This is a genomic window from Flavimobilis sp. BM9, assembly GCF_058313055.1.
In genome coordinates, this window is the sequence record NZ_JBZEMO010000004.1 from 152,077 (window position 1) to 169,333 (window position 17,257).

The 17,257-nt window shown below is 72.4% G+C and carries 19 protein-coding genes and 1 tRNA gene; 7 read left to right on the plus strand and 13 right to left on the minus strand.

All coding sequences use genetic code 11. The annotated features are described in order from the left end of the window. Positions 1–29: 29 nt before the first annotated feature. On the minus strand, positions 30–926 hold the full coding sequence (locus tag AC4F3Q_RS08565) for a glycerophosphodiester phosphodiesterase family protein (RefSeq protein WP_491039594.1): 897 nt from the start codon (positions 924–926) through the stop codon (positions 30–32). A gap of 126 nt (positions 927–1,052) precedes the next feature. Between AC4F3Q_RS08565 and AC4F3Q_RS08570 the strand changes: the two genes are divergently transcribed. Further along, positions 1,053–1,487: a DUF3592 domain-containing protein gene (locus tag AC4F3Q_RS08570; protein ID WP_491039595.1), complete on the plus strand. Its 435-nt coding sequence runs from the start codon at positions 1,053–1,055 to the stop codon at positions 1,485–1,487. On the opposite strand, the gene AC4F3Q_RS08575 is transcribed toward AC4F3Q_RS08570, so the two are convergent. The 8 genes from AC4F3Q_RS08575 to AC4F3Q_RS08610 form a co-directional block, all read right to left on the minus strand. Beyond that, a complete protein-coding gene (locus AC4F3Q_RS08575; protein WP_491039776.1) occupies positions 1,429–2,604 on the minus strand; it encodes an NAD(P)-binding domain-containing protein in 1,176 nt (391 codons plus the stop codon). The two genes, AC4F3Q_RS08570 and AC4F3Q_RS08575, sit on opposite strands and share 59 nt — an antisense overlap. 203 nt (positions 2,605–2,807) lie before the next feature. Beyond that, the gene (locus tag AC4F3Q_RS08580) at positions 2,808–3,977 is read right to left on the minus strand and encodes a hydroxymethylglutaryl-CoA synthase (RefSeq protein WP_491039596.1); all 1,170 of its coding nucleotides are present in this window, start codon (positions 3,975–3,977) and stop codon (positions 2,808–2,810) included. Then, a complete protein-coding gene (locus tag AC4F3Q_RS08585) occupies positions 3,974–5,047 on the minus strand; it encodes a hydroxymethylglutaryl-CoA reductase (protein WP_491039597.1) in 1,074 nt (357 codons plus the stop codon). The genes AC4F3Q_RS08580 and AC4F3Q_RS08585 overlap by 4 nt, the downstream gene beginning before the upstream one ends. Then, positions 5,037–6,128 carry a type 2 isopentenyl-diphosphate Delta-isomerase gene (gene fni / locus AC4F3Q_RS08590; protein WP_491039598.1) on the minus strand — a complete coding sequence of 364 codons (1,092 nt, stop codon included), beginning with the start codon at positions 6,126–6,128 and terminating at the stop codon, positions 5,037–5,039. Before fni ends, AC4F3Q_RS08585 begins: the two co-directional genes overlap by 11 nt. Then, positions 6,118–7,209 (minus strand): phosphomevalonate kinase, encoded by a 1,092-nt coding sequence (locus AC4F3Q_RS08595; RefSeq protein ID WP_168448017.1) that lies wholly within the window; start codon positions 7,207–7,209, stop codon positions 6,118–6,120. The genes fni and AC4F3Q_RS08595 overlap by 11 nt, the downstream gene beginning before the upstream one ends. Then, entirely contained in the window at positions 7,206–8,201 is a 996-nt protein-coding gene (mvaD, locus tag AC4F3Q_RS08600) for a diphosphomevalonate decarboxylase (protein ID WP_491039599.1), read from the minus strand. Before mvaD ends, AC4F3Q_RS08595 begins: the two co-directional genes overlap by 4 nt. Then, positions 8,198–9,118 (minus strand): mevalonate kinase, encoded by a 921-nt coding sequence (gene mvk, locus AC4F3Q_RS08605; protein WP_491039600.1) that lies wholly within the window; start codon positions 9,116–9,118, stop codon positions 8,198–8,200. Before mvk ends, mvaD begins: the two co-directional genes overlap by 4 nt. 194 nt (positions 9,119–9,312) lie before the next feature. Then, a complete protein-coding gene (locus AC4F3Q_RS08610; RefSeq protein WP_491039601.1) occupies positions 9,313–9,933 on the minus strand; it encodes a TetR/AcrR family transcriptional regulator in 621 nt (206 codons plus the stop codon). A gap of 94 nt (positions 9,934–10,027) precedes the next feature. Here AC4F3Q_RS08610 and AC4F3Q_RS08615 point away from each other — a divergent pair, with 94 nt between their 5' ends. Together AC4F3Q_RS08615 and AC4F3Q_RS08620 are read left to right on the plus strand one after the other, a co-directional pair. After that, positions 10,028–10,417: a DUF1304 domain-containing protein gene (locus AC4F3Q_RS08615; RefSeq protein ID WP_491039602.1), complete on the plus strand. Its 390-nt coding sequence runs from the start codon at positions 10,028–10,030 to the stop codon at positions 10,415–10,417. A 19-nt stretch (positions 10,418–10,436) separates the two neighbouring features. After that, complete coding sequence (locus AC4F3Q_RS08620; protein WP_491039603.1) at positions 10,437–11,459, plus strand: NADP-dependent oxidoreductase; 1,023 nt, start codon at positions 10,437–10,439, stop codon at positions 11,457–11,459. A gap of 82 nt (positions 11,460–11,541) precedes the next feature. Here the strand turns inward: AC4F3Q_RS08620 and AC4F3Q_RS08625 are convergent, their stop codons facing one another. Beyond that, complete coding sequence (locus AC4F3Q_RS08625) at positions 11,542–11,976, minus strand: Hsp20/alpha crystallin family protein (protein ID WP_491039604.1); 435 nt, start codon at positions 11,974–11,976, stop codon at positions 11,542–11,544. A 259-nt stretch (positions 11,977–12,235) separates the two neighbouring features. On the opposite strand from AC4F3Q_RS08625, the gene AC4F3Q_RS08630 reads away from it, so the two are divergent. Beyond that, positions 12,236–12,556, plus strand: coding sequence for a hypothetical protein (locus AC4F3Q_RS08630; protein ID WP_491039605.1), 321 nt, complete (start codon positions 12,236–12,238; stop codon positions 12,554–12,556). Positions 12,557–12,616: 60 nt separating this feature from the next. Beyond that, a complete protein-coding gene (locus AC4F3Q_RS08635) occupies positions 12,617–13,081 on the plus strand; it encodes a VOC family protein (RefSeq protein WP_491039606.1) in 465 nt (154 codons plus the stop codon). 147 nt (positions 13,082–13,228) lie between these two features. On the opposite strand, the gene AC4F3Q_RS08640 is transcribed toward AC4F3Q_RS08635, so the two are convergent. Further along, positions 13,229–13,301, minus strand: a tRNA-Lys gene (locus AC4F3Q_RS08640). Positions 13,302–13,441: 140 nt separating this feature from the next. On the opposite strand from AC4F3Q_RS08640, the gene AC4F3Q_RS08645 reads away from it, so the two are divergent. Then, the gene (locus AC4F3Q_RS08645) at positions 13,442–14,059 is read left to right on the plus strand and encodes a dihydrofolate reductase family protein (RefSeq protein WP_491039607.1); all 618 of its coding nucleotides are present in this window, start codon (positions 13,442–13,444) and stop codon (positions 14,057–14,059) included. A gap of 1 nt (position 14,060) precedes the next feature. Here the strand turns inward: AC4F3Q_RS08645 and AC4F3Q_RS08650 are convergent, their stop codons facing one another. Continuing rightward, complete coding sequence (locus AC4F3Q_RS08650) at positions 14,061–14,687, minus strand: DUF6518 family protein (RefSeq protein WP_491039608.1); 627 nt, start codon at positions 14,685–14,687, stop codon at positions 14,061–14,063. 145 nt (positions 14,688–14,832) lie between these two features. On the opposite strand from AC4F3Q_RS08650, the gene AC4F3Q_RS08655 reads away from it, so the two are divergent. Further along, positions 14,833–15,384, plus strand: coding sequence for a HEAT repeat domain-containing protein (locus AC4F3Q_RS08655; RefSeq protein ID WP_491039609.1), 552 nt, complete (start codon positions 14,833–14,835; stop codon positions 15,382–15,384). Here the strand turns inward: AC4F3Q_RS08655 and AC4F3Q_RS08660 are convergent. Beyond that, entirely contained in the window at positions 15,356–17,254 is a 1,899-nt protein-coding gene (locus tag AC4F3Q_RS08660; protein WP_491039777.1) for an FtsX-like permease family protein, read from the minus strand. The genes AC4F3Q_RS08655 and AC4F3Q_RS08660 overlap by 29 nt on opposite strands. Between the last annotated feature and the right edge of the window lie 3 nt (positions 17,255–17,257).

Genomic DNA, 17,257 nt, shown 5'->3' on the forward strand with positions numbered 1-17,257 from the left:
CCAGATCGCGCCGAACAGGACCGTCGGGGTCAGGGGGTGATGTCGGCGTCGGGCGGCGCGGGATCTGACGCGGCGAGCGCGGCGCGGAGCTCGCGCGGGGTGTTCGTCGTGAGCTCCGCGACGCCGAGGCCGACGAGGAGCTCCGCGTCCGTGACGTCGTCGACCGTCCAGACGCGCAGGGTACGGTCCTGCGCGACGAGGGCGCGCACGTCGTCCGGGTGCGCGCGGCACCAGGCGACGGACGGGCCGAAGCCGCCTACCGCGCCGTCGATCACGAGGGCCATGCCGTGCGCGACGAGCGCGCGGGCGGCCGCGACCGCTGCGGGCGTCGGCTCCGCGCCGGGGTCGAGGTCCGCGACGAGCTCCGCGTCGGAGAGCTCGTCGACGAGGAACATGAGCGCCCCAGCCGGCACGTGGGGCGCGAGGTGCTCGAGCGACGACGGGAAGAAGCTCATGAAGCACACCGTCACCTCGGAGTCACCGAGACGAGCGGACTCGGGGTCCCAGCCGTGCCCGCGCAGCACGTCGAGCGCCGCGTCCTCGAGAGCGTGCCCGAACGGGCTCGGGTGCTTGAGCTCGACGACGAGCACGACCGGCCGGCCGGCCGCGATCGCGAGCAGGGCGAGCTCGCCGAGCGTGAGGACCTGCGTGCCCGCCTCGCCGTGCGAGTCAGGTACGGCGGGCGTGCGCCACGAGAACGTGTCGAGAGCTCGCAGCTCGGCGAGCGTGAGGCGATGCAGGTCGCCCGTCGCGTCGCTCGTCCGGTCGAGGGTCGCGTCGTGCCACAGCACGACCTCGCCGTCAGCCGTGAGCTGCACGTCGCACTCGAGTCCGTCCGCGCCGTCGGCGAGGGCCTGCACGTAGGCCGCGCGCGTGTGCTCGGCGAAAGCGGCGCTCGCACCGCGGTGCGCGATGAACGTCGTCATGCCTCGACCGTAGCGGGACCGTGCGGACATCCTCGACGGCGCGCGCCGGTAGCGGTGGCGGGCCGACGGCGTGCACGGAAGGATGGGGCGGCCGCCGCCAGGGCGGCAGACGCAGGAGGGGTAGACATGGTCGGATCGGCCGGAGTCGGGGTCGTGCTCGGGTTGCTCGTATGGATCGGGCTGCTCGTCGCGGCGATCGTCCTGATCGTCAAAGGTGCACAGGGACGCAAGAAGGTGCCGCGCGTCGCAGTCGAGGGGCGCGTCGTGCAGCGGTGGCAGCTCGGCGGCAACGCCCACACGATCGAGTTCGACTACCCGCTGCCCGACGGCGCGTGGCGACGCGGGAGCGGGCGCCTGCCGATGTTCTTCAAGCCGTACGCGGACGGTCAGCCGATCACCGTGTACGTCGACCCGTCCAACCCGCACGACGCCGTCGTGGACCCGGAGAAGAACGGCAACTCGCGGATGATGTTCGTCGGCATCGTGCTGCTGTTCATCGCGGTCACGCTTGGTGGGCTGGGCTTCGCGGCGCTCGCGATCCTCGCGCAGCTGCCGCGCTGAGCGCGGGCGCGGCCTGGTCGAGACCGCGAGCCGCAGCGATCGCAGCCTTGCGTCCGGCGCGTGTCGCGCCGAGCGTCGACGCGGACGCGCCGTAGCCGACGAGCAGCACCCGGGGGTCGCGGTCGACGACCGTCCCGTCCGTCTTGATGCCGCCGCCGGGCTCGCGCAGCCGTAGCGGTGCGAGGTGGTCGAGCGCCGGCCGGAAGCCGGTCGCCCACAGGATGACGTCGGCGTGGACGTTCTCCTCGGGGCCGCCGTCGCGCCCGGGGAAGACGACGCCGTCCGGCACGATCCGCGTGAACATCCCGCGCGAGACCAGCAGGCCCGAGTCGATCGCCCGCTCGTACTCGGGCGTCAGCGCGAGACCCGTCGCTGCGACGACGCTCAGCGTCGGCAGCCCCGCGAGCGTGCGCGCCTGCACGCGCTTCTCGACGTCGATGCCCCACTCCGTGTCGAACGGACGGTCGACCCACTCGGGTTCGCGACGCGTCGCCCACGTCGTCGACCGTGCGACGCCGTCGAGCTGCAGCAGGAACTGCGTCGCCGACGCACCCGCGCCAACGACGACGACGTCGAGGCCGCGCATTTCCTCGACCGACCAGAAGTCACGCGTGTGGAGCTGCCGACCGCGGAACGTCTCGCGGCCGCGCACGTACGGCCAGTACGGGCGGTCCCACGTGCCGGTCGCGGTGACGACGCGACGCGCCCGCCACGTTCCCGCGTCCGAGGTGACGGTGAGCGGCCCGTCGGGCCCGTCGTCGGACGTCACCGCCGTCACGCGCGCCGGGCGCACGACCGGTAGGTCGAAGCGCCGCTCGTACTCGCCGTAGTACCGCTCCACGACCTGGGACGACGGCTCCGCCGGGTCGGGTGTGCCGAGCGGAAGGCCGGGAAGGTCGTGGATGCCGTGCGCCCCACCGAAGGTGAGCGACGGCCACCGGTGCCGCCACGCCCCGCCGGGGCCCTCGTTGGCGTCGAGCACGATGTGCTGCACGCCGAGCCGCCGCAGGTGGTACGACGCGGAGAGCCCAGCCTGACCGGCGCCGACCACGAGGGCGTCGATGACGGTAGCGCCGCCGGTGATGGAGGGGCGCTGGACAGCGTGGGGCGCGACCATGCTCTGCCCGGCTGAGCGGTACGTCATGGGGCCTCCTCCAGAGATCTCCGTCTGCTGGGGGGAACACGACCCTCGCCGCGCGCATTCCACGACGTGACGCGAGGCACGCGCCAGCGCCTCCCACCGAGAATCAGCAGTTTTGGTTGCTCACAACGACAAAAACTGCTGATTCTCGGGCTGGGCTGGGCTGGGGCCGCTCGGGGCTAGCCGCGGCGCTCGTACCGGCGGGCGCGCCCGACGATGCCCGCGAAACGGAACGGCGCGGCCGTCACGTGCGGCGTCTTCACGTCGACGTCGGAGGCGAGCTCCGCTGCCGCGTGGATCTTGCGGTACTCCGGGACGTCGACAGGCACGCGAGCGTCGAGCTGCGCTGCGACCGAGCCGGGGCGCAGGGCGCTCCGGTAGCCGGGCTGCACGACCGCCGTGAACAGCTCGCCGACGCTGCCGGACCCGTACGAGAAGAATCCGATGCGGCGGCCCGCGACGTCAGCCTCGTTGTCCAGGACGGACGCGAGGGCGAAGTACAGCGACGCCGTGTACGAGTTGCCGATGCGGCGGTTGTACGTGAACGTCGACGCGAGGACCGTGTCGTCGCGCGTGACGCCCGTGTGGTTGCTCAGCTGGGCGAACGCCTTCGCGGCCATGCGCGTGAACGGCTGGTGCAGGCAGAAGCGGTCGATCTCCTCGGCCGCGACGCCCCCATGCGCCTGGTAGTCGTCCCACGCGCCGAGGAGCGAGTCCACGTACGCGGTGACGGACAGGCGCCCGTCCACGACTGCCGTCGAGCGGTCGTTCGGACGCCAGAAGTCGTCGACGTCGGCCGTGTGCACGCCGCTCGCCGGCTCGATCGCGAGGAGCGTCGGGTCGGCACCGATCAGCATCGCGACCGCACCCGCGCCCTGCGTCGCCTCAGCCGCCGAGTCGACGTCGTAGCGTGCGTTGTCGCTCGCGATGAGCAGCACCTGCTCCTCGGGATTGCGCGCGACCATGCCGAGCGCCGCCTGGAGACCAGCGGTCGCGGAGTAGCAGGCCTGCTTCATCTCGACGACGCGGCACCCCGACGGCAGGCCGAGCAGCTGGTGGACATAGACGCCCGCAGCCTTCGACTGGTCGATTCCCGACTCGGTCGCGAACAGGACCGTGCGGATCTTCGCGGTGCCGTGCCGCTCGATGATCGGCGCGGCCGCCGTCGCAGCCATCGTGACGATGTCCTCGTCGGGTGCGAGCAGGCTCATCTCGTCCTGCCCGATGCCCACGTGGTACTTCGCCGGGTCGACACCCGTCGCGACGGCAAGGTCGGTGAGGGACACGACGTGGTGACCGGTCGCGACCGAGAGGTCGATCAGGCCGATCAGGGGTGCAGCCGCCGTCACGACGACCTCCTTGCGTTCCGTTCGAGGGTGATGTGCGCAGCCATGAGCTCGCCAGGGTTCGTCTGCGCGGCCATGAGCGACAGCTCCCCGCACAGAACGGTAGCCGCTGCCAGTACCGCGAGCCTCCGGGAGCTGGCTCCGGGGACGTCGGTTCGCTCACAGCCGAGCCGGACGAGCGCCTCGCCGACGCCGGGCACGTCCTTGCCGTTGCCGACCGTGCCGACGATCAGGTTCGGGATCGTGCACGAGAAGTACAGGTCCCCGTCGCGGTCCTCGGCATGGGTCATGCCCTGCGAGCCCTCGACGATGTTCGCGGCGTCCTGGCCGGTCGCGAGGTAGAACGCGAGCAGCATGTTCGCGTAGTGGGCGTTCGCGGAGCGCAGCGCGCCCGCGACCGTCGAGCCGACGAAATTCTTGCGCAGGTTCAGCTCGGCGATCTGCTTCGCCGTCGAGCGGAGCTGCTTGTGGACGAGCTCCTCGGGGATGAGGATCTCCGCCACGACATTCTTGCCGCGGCCACGGATGCCGTTGACCGCGGTGGCCTTCTTGTCCGAGCAGAAGTTCCCTGAGATCGAGCCGTAGGAGAGCGTCGGCTCGGCGTCGAGGACGAACGACATGAGCGCCTCGGACGCCTTGGTCACCATGTTGTGGCCCGACGCGTCGCCGGTCGTGAACTCCCAGCGGACGAACAGCAGGTTGCCGACGATCTGCTCGTCGAGGTCGATGAGCTTCGCGAACGCGCTCTGCGCGGCGACGACGGCCTGCAGCTCGGGCAGGCGCGTGCGGATGCGCTGCCAGGCCGCGAATGCTGCGGCACCGTTCTCCGCGACGAACAGCGTCGAGCGGGTCATGCGCTCGTCGATCAGCGTCGTGACGATCCCGTCCGGGACGAGGCGTGAGATGCGCGCGCCGCGGCCGACCGAGGGCCACAGCGGGATCTCGTACGTCGCGAGCGGGACCGACTGCTCGCCGGTCATGACGTTGCCGGAGAGCTTGATCGGGCCCACCCAGCGCGTGGGGACGGCGGTGACCGTGCGGGTCAGCTCGGCGTCGGTGGCGTCAGCGGCCATGGCGGCCTCCTCGGGTGTTGTCGTTCGCGGCCGCGGAGCGGGCGCTGAGTGCGGCGGCGTCGATCCCGCGCAGCTCGCAGAACTCTCGCACGGAACCCCGCACGAGCAGGTCGGTGCCCGTGAGCGCGGGAACGGTCGGAGCGCCGACCGTCGCCATGAGCTGCGTGAGGTGCTCCTTCCACCGGTTGATCTCGGTGACGAGCGCGTCGACGCCGCCGTCGACGGCAAGCGCGAGGAACGTGCCCGCGACCCCGACGCCCTTCGCGCCGAGCGCGAGCGCCTTGAGGACGTCGAGCGGGTTGCGCACACCGCCGGAGGCGAGGAGCGTCGGGAAGTCGCCCGGCGCGTCGAGCAGACAGCTCACGGTCGACTGGCCCCAGCCCTCGAGGTACGCGTAGTCGCCGCCCGCGCGGCGGGAGTTCTCGATCCGCGCGAAGTTGGTGCCGCCGCGGCCGGAGACGTCGGCGACCGTGACGCCGAGGCCTGCGAGGGTCTCGATCGTGCGGCGGCTCAGCCCGAAGCCGACCTCCTTGACGACCACAGGGACCGGCACGGCCGCGACGACGGCCTCGATCGTGGCGGGCCACGCGGAGAAGTCGCGCGACCCCTCCGGCATGACCGTCTCCTGCATGGCGTTGACATGGATCTGCAGCGCGTCGGCCTGGAGCAGGTCGATCACGCGCAGCGCGTTGTCGACGCCGTGGTCCGCGCCGAGGTTCGCCATGACGAACCCGTCGGGGTTCTCCTCGCGGATCACCTGGAACGTCGGCGTCTGTGACGGGTCCTTGAGCGCGATGCTCATCGAGCCGGACGCCATCGGGATGCCCGTCTCGCGCGCTGCGATCGCGAGGGTGCGGTTGATCTCGCCGGTCGAGGCGCTGCCGCCGGTCATGCCGTTGATGTAGAAGGGCACGTCCCAGGCGACGCCGCCGACCGTCGTGCCGAGGCTGACGGTCGCCGGGTCGATCCCGGCGAGGGCGTGGTGGAGGAGCTCGACGTCGTCGAAGTCGTTGCGGCCGCGCACGCCTCGGTTCTGGTCCATCGCGAGGGCGACGTGGTTGTCCTTGCGTTCACTCGTCATCGACGGCTCCTTCGGGTGGGTGCACCGAGATGGTCAGGTGGCGCACGTCGTCGCGCTCCCAGGCGACGAGCATGCGGGCGACGTCGGCTGACGGCGGCGCGAGCACGATCCCGCAGTCGCCCCCGCCGGCGCCCGACGGCTTTCCGGCGGCGCCCGCCTCGTCGGCGGCGTCGCACAGCGCGGCGAGCCGCGCCGTCTCGAGGTCGAGGCCAGCCTGCGCGCCGAGGCCCTGCAGGAGGGTGCGGGCGCCGTGGATCGCGTCGAGGACGGCCGCGTCGTCGTGCTCCTGGAGTCCGCGGACGAGCCGGTCGACGTGGTCGCGGCTGGCCGCGACGAACGCGGGCATGTCGACCTCGCCGGTCGCCTGCTTGGCCTGCACGACGTCGACGAAGCGCGTCGTCGACGCAGGCGACCCGGTCCAGCCGACGAGCAGCTGGAGGTGGTCGGGCGGCGTGAGCCGGGTGACGGACAGGCCGTCCCAGCAGTCGGCGTCGAGCAGGTCGGCGGGGTCGCGGCGGCTCAGCTCGTCGATCAGCACGGCGCGGTCAGGAGCGCTGTAGCGGATCCAGCCGCCGAAGCAGCTCGCCGCGAGGTCGCCGCCCGAGGCGGCGGGCGCGATCTGCACGGTCGCGAGCAGGGCGAGCTTGAACACCTCGAGGTTGCTCAGGCCGAGGCCGTACAGCTCGGACATGGCGCGCACCGTCGCGACCGTGACGGCGGCCGAGGATCCGATGCCGAACTTGCGGCCCGAGACGTCGTCGAGCTGGCTGTCGATGCGCGTGTCGAAGAACTTCGGGGCGACGCTGCGGCGGGCGCGTACCCGCTCGACGGTCGTGATCGCGGACATGACGTAGTCGTACGGGTGGTGGTCGCGGTCGATCGTGACGTCGTCGCCCGACCGGCGCCACACGAGCGGCAGCTGGCCGTACTCGGGGGAGTGCACGGTGCCGACGTCGACGCTCTCGGTGAGCGTGACGGCGAGGTAGCGGTCGATCGCGATGATGACCGCGGGCTGTCCCGGCTCGACGACGGCGTACTCGCCAGCGACGAAGAGCTTGCCCGGTGCGCGGACGGTGATCATGCGGCGCCGCCGGCCGGGTCGACGAGGTGGGCGCCCGGGCCAGGCCCGGCGACGAGGACCTCGGCGCTCAGGCCCGGGATCGCGGCGGTGGTCTCACGCAGGGCGGCAGCGACGCGTCCCGCGTCGGCGGGCGGGCAGATGACTGCGACGTTCGGGCCGGCGTCCGCGGTCGCGTACGCCTCGATGCCCTCGGCGCGCAGGGCGACCACGCGGTCGAACAGGGCGATGCTCGCGGGGCTCAGGTAGCGGATCGCGGGCTCGGCGCCCTGCATCGTGGCGTGCATGCGCAGGGCGTTCGCCTCGGTCAGCTCACCGATGCGCGTGAAGTCGCCCGCCGCGCAGGCGGCGACCATCTCGTCGAGGCTCACGCGTGTCGACGTGACCCACGCGGGGAAGAACGGCGACGTCTCGATCGTGCGGCGCATCGCGACGCGGCTGGAGACGTGCTTGACGCCCGCGTCGAGCGTGACGACGACCATCGCGATCGTCGGGGCGGGCACCTCGCGCGCGTACGACGACGCGTCGTCGCCTTCCGTCCACAGCGCGACGTTCGGGATGATCGAGCGTGACGCCGAGCCGGAGCCGCGCCGGGCGAGGCGGCTCAGGCCGGGCTCGTCGAGGTCGAGGCCGTACGCGGCCGAGGCGGCGACGGCGAGCGCCGCGAAGCCTGACGCCGACGACGCGAGGCCCGCGCCCGTCGGGACCGTGTTGGTCGAGCGCACGCGCGCGTGCGCGTCCGTGCCGGCCTGCGCCCGCACGAGGTCGAGGAACGTGCTCACGCGGCGTGCGGCGTCGTCGTCCCGGACGGTGCCGTTCAGCTCGAAGACGTCCGCGGTCAGGGTCTCGTCGACCTCGACCGTCGTCGTCGTCGGGAAGATGTCGAGCGTGAGGGAGAGGCTGCCGGTCGCGGGCAGCGACATCGACTCGTCGCTCTTGCCCCAGTACTTGATGAGGGCGATGTTGGGGTGCGCCTGGGCCGTGGCCGTCGTCATGCGAACGCCTCCGTGGTCGACGGGTGGACTGCGGTCGCGCCGGCGGCGCGCAGCTCGGCGGCGACATGCTCCGCCGTCGGAAGGTCGGGGGCGAGGGCGAGCAGGCAGCCGCCGAGGCCGCCCCCGGTGAGCTTGGCGCCGAGCGCGCCCGCGGCGCGGGCCGCAGCGGCGAGCGTGTCGAGCTCGGGGCCGCTCACGCCGAGCGCGGAGAGGTGCTCGTGCGACTCGTCCATGAGCGCGCCGACCGTCGCGCGGTCGCCGGTCGCGAGGGCGGTGCGGGCGGCGTGCGCGATCGCCGTGAGGCGGGCGAGGATGCCGCCGAACCGGTCGGGCTCGGTCTCGCGGACGCGGCGGACCGCGTCGACCGCGGTGCGGGTGCTGCCCGCGACGCCCGTGTCAGCGAGGACGAACGTGAGCTCCGCGCCCGTCGGCAGGGCCTCGACGGTGCCGCCGTGGAACCACAGGGGAGACGTCGAGACGACGCCGTGCGCGTCGATGCCGCTCGGGGCGCCGTGGGCGACGCGCTCGGACGTCTGGATGAGGTCGTGACGCTCGCCGGAGGTGAGCTCCCGGCCGGCGAGGTCGGCGATCGCGGCGACGACGGCGGCGCCGGTCGCGGCGCTCGAGCCGAGCCCGCGCGAGGCGGGGATGTCGCTGCTGATGCGCAGCGCGACGTTCACGTCGGCGAGGTCGAACCAGCCGAGCGCGGCCTGCAGAGCCGCGACGGTGGGGCTGAGGCGGTCCGGCGCATCCGTGACAGGGCCGGAGTAGAGGGAGGACACGATGCGGCTGGGGCCGTCGGTGACGGTCACGTGCGCGGTGAGCGTCAGGGCCGGGACAGGCACCACGATCGCGGGGGCGCCGTGGACGACGGCGTGCTCGCCGAAGAGGATCGCCTTGCCGTGGCTGCGTCCCACGCCGCGACTCTGCGTCGCGGGGCGGCGCGGTTCCACACTGCTTCGCAAGGATCCTCCTGTCACGGTGCTCGACGTCGCTGACAGCACCGCGCCGGGTCACGGCCGAGTGCACGGCCCGAAATACCGTACATGCCTGGGTGAGGGGTGTCTGTGATCGGTTCGTGTGGGACGGACGCGCACCGGTGTGGGGCCGGTCACCCCAGGGGCGCGGGCTCCCGGGGCTGAGCGGCTCGTTCGTGGCTGCGCACGAGGTCGCGGGCGGCGTCGAGCGACGCGACGGCGGCCGTGAGGTTCACCCGCACGAGCGACAGGGCCGCAATGACGAGGCCGGCGCAGGCGGTCGCGAGGGTGTCGCGCTGGCTGGCGGGAAGGTCGGGGAGCTGGCGGGCGATGCCGGAGACGACGGCGGTGCGCAGCTCGGCTGCGTAGGCGTCGATCGTGCGCGCGACGGTGTCGTCGCGGGCGATCGGGGCGTTGGCGGCGGAGATGAGGAGGCAGCCGTTCATGGCGGCGCCGGAACCGGCGTGCTGGAGCGCGTCGCGCAGCCCGAGAAGGTAGCGGTCGAGGGCGTCGGGGGTGGCGTCGTCGCGCGCGAGCTGGCGTAGCGGCGGGCGGACGACCTCGTCGAGGTAGCTCGCGACCGCGGCGTCGAAAAGGCCGCGCTTCGAGCCGAACGCGTGGTAGATGCTCGAGCGTGAGAGGCCGGTGGCCTTCTCGAGGTCGGGGAGCGCGGCGCTCTCGTAGCCGTGCTCCCAGAAGACGGCGCGGGCGGCGCGGACGACCTCGTTCGTGTCGAACGTCTGGGTGCGGCCCATGTGACCCTCCTGGTGGTGAACTGATCGATCCAGTATATTCTAGATCGATCAGTCCACTAACGGCGCGCAGGGCGCGCTCAACCGAGGAGTCCCCATGGTCATCGCAGGCCTCGTGCTCGCAGGCGTCGCCGCCCTCGTGCACGTCTTCATCTTCTATCTCGAGTCGATCGCCTGGACGAGCGCCCGCGCCCGCGCCGTCTTCGGCACCGGCACCGTCGAGCAGGCCGCCGCGCAGCAGCAGCTCGCGTTCAACCAGGGGTTCTACAACCTCTTCCTCGCGATCGCCGTCGCCCTCGGCATCGGCCTCTACGCAGCCGGGCACACCGCCGTCGGCGCAACCCTCGTCCTCACCGGCGCCGGCTCGATGGCCGCCGCCGCCCTCGTCCTCCTCCTCTCGAGCCCCGACAAGGCCTCGGCAGCGCTCAAGCAGGGCCTCGCACCCGCGCTCGGCGTGATCGCCCTCGCCCTCGGCCTCGCACTCTGAAACCGAACGAAAGCAGAACATGACCCACGCAGCCAGCACCCAGGTCCAGCTCGTCTCCCGTCCCCACGGGTGGCCCACCCCCGAGAACTTCCGCACGGTCACCGTCGAGCTCGGCGACCTCGCCCCCGGCGAGGTGCGCGTCGCGAACGCGTTCCTCTCCGTCGACCCGTACATGCGCGGCCGCATGAACGACGTCAAGAGCTACGTCCCGCCGTTCGCCCTCGGCGAGACCATGACGGGCGGTGCGATCGGCCGCGTCGTCGAGTCCGCCGCCGACTCCTTGCCCGTCGGGACGCTCGTCCAGCACGACCTCGGCTGGCGCGACGTCGCCCAGGCAGACGCAACCGCGTTCCGCGCCGTCCCCGAGCTCCCCGGCGTCCCGCTCTCCGCGCGCCTCGGCATGCTCGGCATGACCGGCCTCACCGGATACGTCGGCCTCACCGCGATCGCCAGCATCAAGGAGGGCGACACGGTGTTCGTCTCCGGCGCCGCGGGCGCCGTCGGCACCGCTGCCGGGCAGATCGCCCGCCTCCTCGGCGCGAAGCGGGTCATCGGCTCGGCCGGCTCGGCCGAGAAGGTCGCGCTCCTCACCGAGAAGTACGGGTACGACGCCGCGCTCAACTACAAGGACGCGCCCGTCCGCGAGCAGCTCCCCGCCCTCGCGCCCGACGGCGTCGACGTGTTCTTCGACAACGTCGGCGGCGACCACCTCGAGGCTGCGCTCGACGTCATGAACACCGGCGGGCGCATCGCCCTGTGCGGCGCGATCACCGGCTACAACACGACCGAGCGGACGCCCGGCCCGGACAACATGGCGAACATCATCACGCGTGGCCTCACGCTCAAGGGCTTCACCCTCGGCAGCTACGTCCACCTCGCGCCCGAGTTCACCCAGAAGATGGCCGGCTGGTTCGCCGACGGCAAGATCGCCTACGACGAGACGATCGTCGACGGCGTCGAGAACGCCGTCGACGCGTTCCTCGACATGATGCGCGGCGGCAACGTCGGCAAGATGCTCGTCCGCGTCAGCCCGGACGCCTGAGCATCCCTCGCGGGGCGCGGTGTCGAGACGACGCCGCGCCCCGCCCGGCTGCGCAGTGCCGGACGGGGCGCGGTGGTCGTGGTCAGGACGCGGGGGCGTCCTGCGTGATCTGAGCGGGCGTGCCCTGGTGCTGCACCTCGATCTTCCGCGGCTTGGCCTGCTCGCTCACCGGGATGGTCAGCGACAGCACGCCGTCGGCGTAGCTCGCCGTGATCTGGTCGAGCGCGAGGCCGCGACCCACCGTGAGCTGGCGGGCGAACGTGCCCGACGGGCGCTCGCGGACCAGCCAGTCCGAGTCGCTCGAGCGTGCGGTCCGCTCAGCGCGGATCGTCAGGGTGCTGTCCTCGACAGAGATGTCGATCGTGCCCGGGTCTGCACCCGGCAGGTCGACCGCCAGCACGTAGTGGTCCTCCTCGCGCAGCAGGTCCATCGGCATCGCCGCGGAGCCGCGCGGGGTCGTCAGGACGGACGACATCAGGCGATCCATCTCCCGGAACGGGTCCCAACGTGTAGCCATCGTCACCACCTCCTCGAAGCACGACCTCGACCGTCGAAGTCGTCGAACGCCGTCAGCGGCTGCCCGCGGACGGGTTGGCTACATCTCCTGTTCTAGCACTCGTGCATGGTGAGTGCCAGCCTCGTTCGGCGAGAGCGAAACGTGCAGTCTCGCCGACGGGACCACCGTTGACCGGCCCTGCCGACGGTGCTTCGATGAAGAGTCGCCAGGGACCGTTCCTCGCCGAGGACCCCCGGCGCCGTGAGGGGTGAGCGAACCCATGACCAAGCACTCCGTGACGAAGCGCGTCCTTCCCGCCGTCGGGCTGCTCCTGGTCCTCGCCCTGGCGGCGTGCGCGCCCACGGCTCCCGAGGCCAGCGAGGCGGCCGGCGCGCCCGGGGTCTGGCAAGGGCTGTGGCACGGGCTGATCTCGCCGGTGACCTTCATCGTGTCCCTCTTCAACGACAAGGTCGGCATCTACGAGGTCAGCAACTCCGGCAGCTGGTACGACGCCGGGTTCATGCTCGGCGTGTCGGTCGCGCTCGGGGGCGCAGCCCGGGGCGGCGGATCAGCTGGGGCGCGCCGCACCACACGGCCGTGAACGTCGCACGTCCACACGGGACAGGTCCTGGCACGTGGGTGTGCCTGCAAGATGAGGGACATGACATCGAACATCCCCTCCCCGAGACAGCTACGTCTGATCATCGAGACCGACGACTTCGACAACGCCGTGCGGTTCTACCGCGATGTGCTCGGGATGCCGGAGCAGCTGGCCTTCGCAACTGAGGGCGACGACCGCGTGGCGATCCTGCACGCTGGCATCGCGACGATCGAGTTGGCCACCCCGACGCACGCCAAGAACATCGACGTTGTCGAGGGGGCGCCGCACACGCCCGGAGTGCTCCGGATCGCACTGGAGGTCGATGACACCGAGCAGGCTGTCGCGGCAGCACTCGACGGCGGCGCCGACCTGGTCGCCCCGCCGGTGAAGACGCCCTTCCAAAGTCTCAACGCCCGTATCCAGGGGCCGGCAGGCTGGCAGGTCACGTTCTTCCAGGAACTGGAGACGCTAGAGGAGCGGGGAGCGCGCGAGGGCTTCACCACCGACGACGTCCGCGACCGCTGAGCCCTGGCCCGGGGTGGCCGACTCTTGGTCGTCCGCGCTATCCGGCGGACGACCTGCTTGCCCACGTCAGCAAGGCGGGCCGAGCGGCGAGGCCCGAACCCAGCCCCGAAGATTCTCCGGGCAAGGGTCCGAGCCTTGTGCGCGGCGTGGGCCCCGTGGGGCTCGAACCCACGACCCGCGGATTAAAAGTCCGATGCTCTACCAACTGAGCTAGAGGCCCGGGGCGCGGGCCGGAGGACCGAGGTGCTCGCGGGGGCCGTGCCGCCGTGGACATGCTACGCGGACCGGGCGACCGGTCGTGCCACGTGAGGGCCGGACGTACGCTCGGAGGGTCGCCCGGCCGTTCGACGAGGAGCACCCATGGGCAAGCTGTACATCGACCTGTTCACCACGCTCGACGGCGTCGCGCAGGCGCCCGGCGGCCCGGACGAGGACCGCGACGGCGGGTTTCCGTTCGGCGGCTGGCAGGCGCCGCACATGGACGAGCTGGTCGGGGAGTCCGTGACCGCCGGGATCGAGGCGATGGACGCGCTCCTCCTCGGTCGCCGGACGTACGAGATCTTCGCGGCGTACTGGCCGCATCACCGTGACGACATCGGCGCGCAGCTCAACGCCGTCCCCAAGTACGTCGCGAGCCGCGGCAACCCCGACCTCACCTGGGAAGGTTCGACTCTCCTCGGCGCCGACCTCGCCGCAGCAGTGCAGGCGGTTCGAGACCGGCACGAGAGCACGCACGTGATCGGCAGCGTCAACCTCGTGCAGACGCTGCTCGCCGAGCGGCTCTTCGACGTCCTGACGCTGTGGGTGTACCCGGTCGTGCTCGGCCAGGGGAAGAAGGTGTTTCCCGACGGGGTGCGCGCCTCCGGGCTCCGGCTCCTCGAGCCGCCCGTCGCAGGCTCCTCCGGCACCGTCCAGCTCCGCTACGCCCCGACCGGTACGGACCCCGAGACCGGCACCGTCGGGGACCTCGACGGGTGACTCACACGCCGCCGAGCGCCCGGTAGGCCACACCGAACGCCACCGCGACGACCGCCGCCCCGACGACCGCGACGATCCGGTCGTCGCGGCTCCGCAGGCGACCCAGCACCATCCCGCCGACAAGCACGAGCGCACACACCCCCGCCGCGACCCAGTACGTCAGGCCCGTCGTCCCGCTCACCACGGTGATGCCGTAGACCGACTCACCCAACCCGATCCCGCCCAGCAGGGCGGTCCCCGCGGCCGCAGCGCGGCCGCCGTCCCGCAGCGACGCGGCCGCAGCCCCGACGAACGGCCCGACCACGAGGCCGATGACCCCGAACCGCACCGGGCTGTAGAACAGGTCGGCCACGTCGGCCGCCGCCGCGTACCCGAGCACGAGCAGGATGAAGCTCGCCGCACCCAGCACCGCGCCCAGCCGCCACCCAGGGCGGGCGATCGCCACGAGGCACGCGGTCAGCAGCGTCCACCCGCTCGCCGAGTTCGCGAACGGAGCCAAGGCGTCCGGCAGCCAGCCCTGCGCGTGAAACGTCGCAAACCCGAGCGACCAGCTCGCGGCAAGGACGAACACGACCGGGAGCGCAGCGCGGCGCACGGTCGGGGCGGGCGAGAGGAGAGTCGCGGTCATGACCTCATCCCACCAAGCGCAACCGCTCCGGCGCGTCGGCCGCAGGGATCATCCGTCACCGCCGCACCTCATCCCGCGGGCCTACGCCTTGCCACTGGCGGGCGAAGGCCCGGCGGCAGCAGAACGCGCCTAGGCTGGACCCATCATGGAGAAGAAGCTGAACCCCAACCCCCACATCCCCCTCGACCTGCCGACGGGGGAGCGCCTGCGCGCCGCCGTCGACCACTACGGCGAGGACAAGGTGGTGGCCAGCGCGATCGCCCTCCTGCGCGGGGAGAACGCCGGCAAGGACTTCCTCCTGTACGCGGGTGGCCGGCACGGCCTCGGCATCCTCGACGGCGCCCCGCCCCTGTACTGGCCTGAGCTGTGGGGCGCCCGCGCCCTGCTCCACGTGTGGGACGACTCCGCAGCACCGTTCGTCCTCAAGGGCCTGAGCAACCAGGCGTGGCGTGTGCGCGAGATGTGCCTGCGCGTGGTGCTCGAGCGGGGCATCCCCGCGCTCGACCAGCTCGTGCGTCTGACGGACGACGACAACGCGCGCGTGCGCAGCGCCGCCCTGCGCGCTCTCGCACAGCAGGGCGGCGCTGAGCACCACGCGGTCATCGCCCGGCACTTCTCCGACCGTGACAAGACCGTCCGTCCGGTCGCGCAGCAGGCGCGCGACACGCTCAGCTCGCGGCTCGCCGCCGCAGAGTGATCGGGACGGTCGTCACGAGCGCGACCACAGCCACGACCGCGGCCAGCCCGCCGAACATCGCCCAGTCGACCACCGGCAGGGGCGTGCCGAGCATCCCGTAGCCCGCGCCCACGAGCGCAGGCAGGACGGCGACCGTCCCGAGCAGCACGGCCGCACCGATGACGAACACCGCCTCGACGAGGACCATCGCCGTGAGCTGGCGACCCGTCGCGCCCGTGCGCCGCAAGAGCGCCAGCTCGCCGCCACGCTGACCCGAGAGCATCGCGAGCGTGTTCGCGCCCGCGAGCGTCACGAACCCCAGCAGCGCGAGCAGGAGGATCATCGACAGGTCCTGCATCGACCCGCCCGAGCCCTTGACAGCCTCGACGTGCGCGGCGACGTCACGCACGGGTGCGCCGAGCGTCGTCAGGCGCTGCTCGACGTCGTCCGCCGCGCCCGGCGCGGTCTGCACCAGGATCGAGTCGGGCTGGGCGGCGAGGCCGTGCGCGGCGAGCGTCGCCTCGCCGACGACGAGGTCGCCGAACCCGAGCGACCGCCCGTACACCACGACGATCGTCGCCGTGCGCTCCTCGCCGTCGGGCCACCGCACCTCGATCGAGTCGCCGTAGCCCTTGCCCGTGCCGAACAGCGCGTCGCGGCCCACCGCGACCGTGTCGACGCCGTCGAGCGCCGCGACCGAACCCTCGCGCACGTCGAGGTCGAGGATGTCCGAGCTCGCGCCGCGCGGCAGCACGGCGAGCGAGCCCGCCTCCCAGGACAGCGAGTCGAACAGCGGCATCTCCTCGTCGTCGTCCTCGATCTTCACGTCCGCCGGGATCGCGGCCGTCGCGAAGGTGGCAGCGACTCCCGGGACGGCGGCGACCTGCGCCGCCGTCGTGCCCGCCGACGCGTCGACCACGAGGTCCGCGTGCAGGCCGGCCGTGAGCTGCTCGCCCGCCGCAGCGACCGTCGTGCGGTCGAACGCCGACTGCACCGTGCCGAGCGCGATCAGGAGAGCGAGCGGCACGACCGCCGTCGTCAGACGGCGCGAGAAGCCCCGCGCGTTCGCGAGGGCGAGGTGCCCGCTCGCCCAACCGAGCGGCGCCGTGGCGCGCAGCCCCCGCTCCGCGAGCCACGCCACGATCGCCGGGCCCGCGAGCGCGCCCGCCGTGATGAGCAGGAACGCCGACATGACGCCCGCCATCGTGCCCCCGATCCCGGGGAGGAAGAACGGCGTGAGCGCGAGGACGACGCCACCCGCCGTCAGGTAGACCGCCGTGGCGATGCGCGCCTTGCCGAGCCGCGTCGGCTCCGCCTGGCTCTGCTGGACCGCCGCCGTGGGGCTCGTGCGGACCGCCTCGCGGCTGGCGAGGCGCGCGGCGAGCAGGCACGTCGGGACGAGCAGCAGCAGCGTCGCGACGACGGGGACCGGGGAGAGCGTCAGCGCGTACCCGGCGGGCACGATCCCGCTCGACTCGAGCGCCGGCGTCAACAGCCGCGACCCGAACAGGCCCGGCACCGCACCCAGCGGCGCCGCGACCGCGAGGACCATCAGCACCTCACGGGTGACGAGCGAGCGGACCTGGCTGCCCGTCGCGCCGATCGCGCGCAGCAGCGCGAGCTCGCGACGGCGCTGGCGCAGCGCACCCGCGATCGTCGACGACAGCATGAAGACCACGATGAGGATCGTCGTGCCCGCGAAAGAGCTCGCGACCATCGCGAGCAGCATCGCGCTGCCGCCGACCGTGTCCGAGGCGAGGCCCGTGCGGAGCCCCGACTCGAGGAGGACGCCCGTCGCGGTCAGCAGCGCGGAGGCGAGCGCGACGATGATCGCGGACCCGGTGAGGCTCGCGCGGTTCGCGCGGGCGGAGGAGCGGGAGAAGAACCACATGGT

Excerpts from the sequence above, each read along its gene's own strand:
- AC4F3Q_RS08620 (WP_491039603.1), top strand. The coding sequence starts at position 10,437 with ATGACCCACGCAGCCAGCACCCAGGTCCAGCTCGTCTCCCGTCCCCAC.
- AC4F3Q_RS08630 (WP_491039605.1), top strand. The coding sequence starts at position 12,236 with ATGACCAAGCACTCCGTGACGAAGCGCGTCCTTCCCGCCGTCGGGCTG.
- AC4F3Q_RS08570 (WP_491039595.1), top strand. The coding sequence starts at position 1,053 with ATGGTCGGATCGGCCGGAGTCGGGGTCGTGCTCGGGTTGCTCGTATGG.
- AC4F3Q_RS08565 (WP_491039594.1), bottom strand. The coding sequence starts at position 926 with ATGACGACGTTCATCGCGCACCGCGGTGCGAGCGCCGCTTTCGCCGAG.
- AC4F3Q_RS08585 (WP_491039597.1), bottom strand. The coding sequence starts at position 5,047 with ATGGCCGCTGACGCCACCGACGCCGAGCTGACCCGCACGGTCACCGCC.
- AC4F3Q_RS08655 (WP_491039609.1), top strand. The coding sequence starts at position 14,833 with ATGGAGAAGAAGCTGAACCCCAACCCCCACATCCCCCTCGACCTGCCG.
- AC4F3Q_RS08625 (WP_491039604.1), bottom strand. The coding sequence starts at position 11,976 with ATGGCTACACGTTGGGACCCGTTCCGGGAGATGGATCGCCTGATGTCG.
- AC4F3Q_RS08650 (WP_491039608.1), bottom strand. The coding sequence starts at position 14,687 with ATGACCGCGACTCTCCTCTCGCCCGCCCCGACCGTGCGCCGCGCTGCG.
- AC4F3Q_RS08660 (WP_491039777.1), bottom strand. The coding sequence starts at position 17,254 with ATGTGGTTCTTCTCCCGCTCCTCCGCCCGCGCGAACCGCGCGAGCCTC.
- AC4F3Q_RS08575 (WP_491039776.1), bottom strand. The coding sequence starts at position 2,604 with ATGGTCGCGCCCCACGCTGTCCAGCGCCCCTCCATCACCGGCGGCGCT.
- AC4F3Q_RS08635 (WP_491039606.1), top strand. The coding sequence starts at position 12,617 with ATGACATCGAACATCCCCTCCCCGAGACAGCTACGTCTGATCATCGAG.
- fni (WP_491039598.1), bottom strand. The coding sequence starts at position 6,128 with ATGACGAGTGAACGCAAGGACAACCACGTCGCCCTCGCGATGGACCAG.
- AC4F3Q_RS08595 (WP_168448017.1), bottom strand. The coding sequence starts at position 7,209 with ATGATCACCGTCCGCGCACCGGGCAAGCTCTTCGTCGCTGGCGAGTAC.
- AC4F3Q_RS08615 (WP_491039602.1), top strand. The coding sequence starts at position 10,028 with ATGGTCATCGCAGGCCTCGTGCTCGCAGGCGTCGCCGCCCTCGTGCAC.
- mvaD (WP_491039599.1), bottom strand. The coding sequence starts at position 8,201 with ATGACGACGGCCACGGCCCAGGCGCACCCCAACATCGCCCTCATCAAG.
- AC4F3Q_RS08645 (WP_491039607.1), top strand. The coding sequence starts at position 13,442 with ATGGGCAAGCTGTACATCGACCTGTTCACCACGCTCGACGGCGTCGCG.
- AC4F3Q_RS08610 (WP_491039601.1), bottom strand. The coding sequence starts at position 9,933 with ATGGGCCGCACCCAGACGTTCGACACGAACGAGGTCGTCCGCGCCGCC.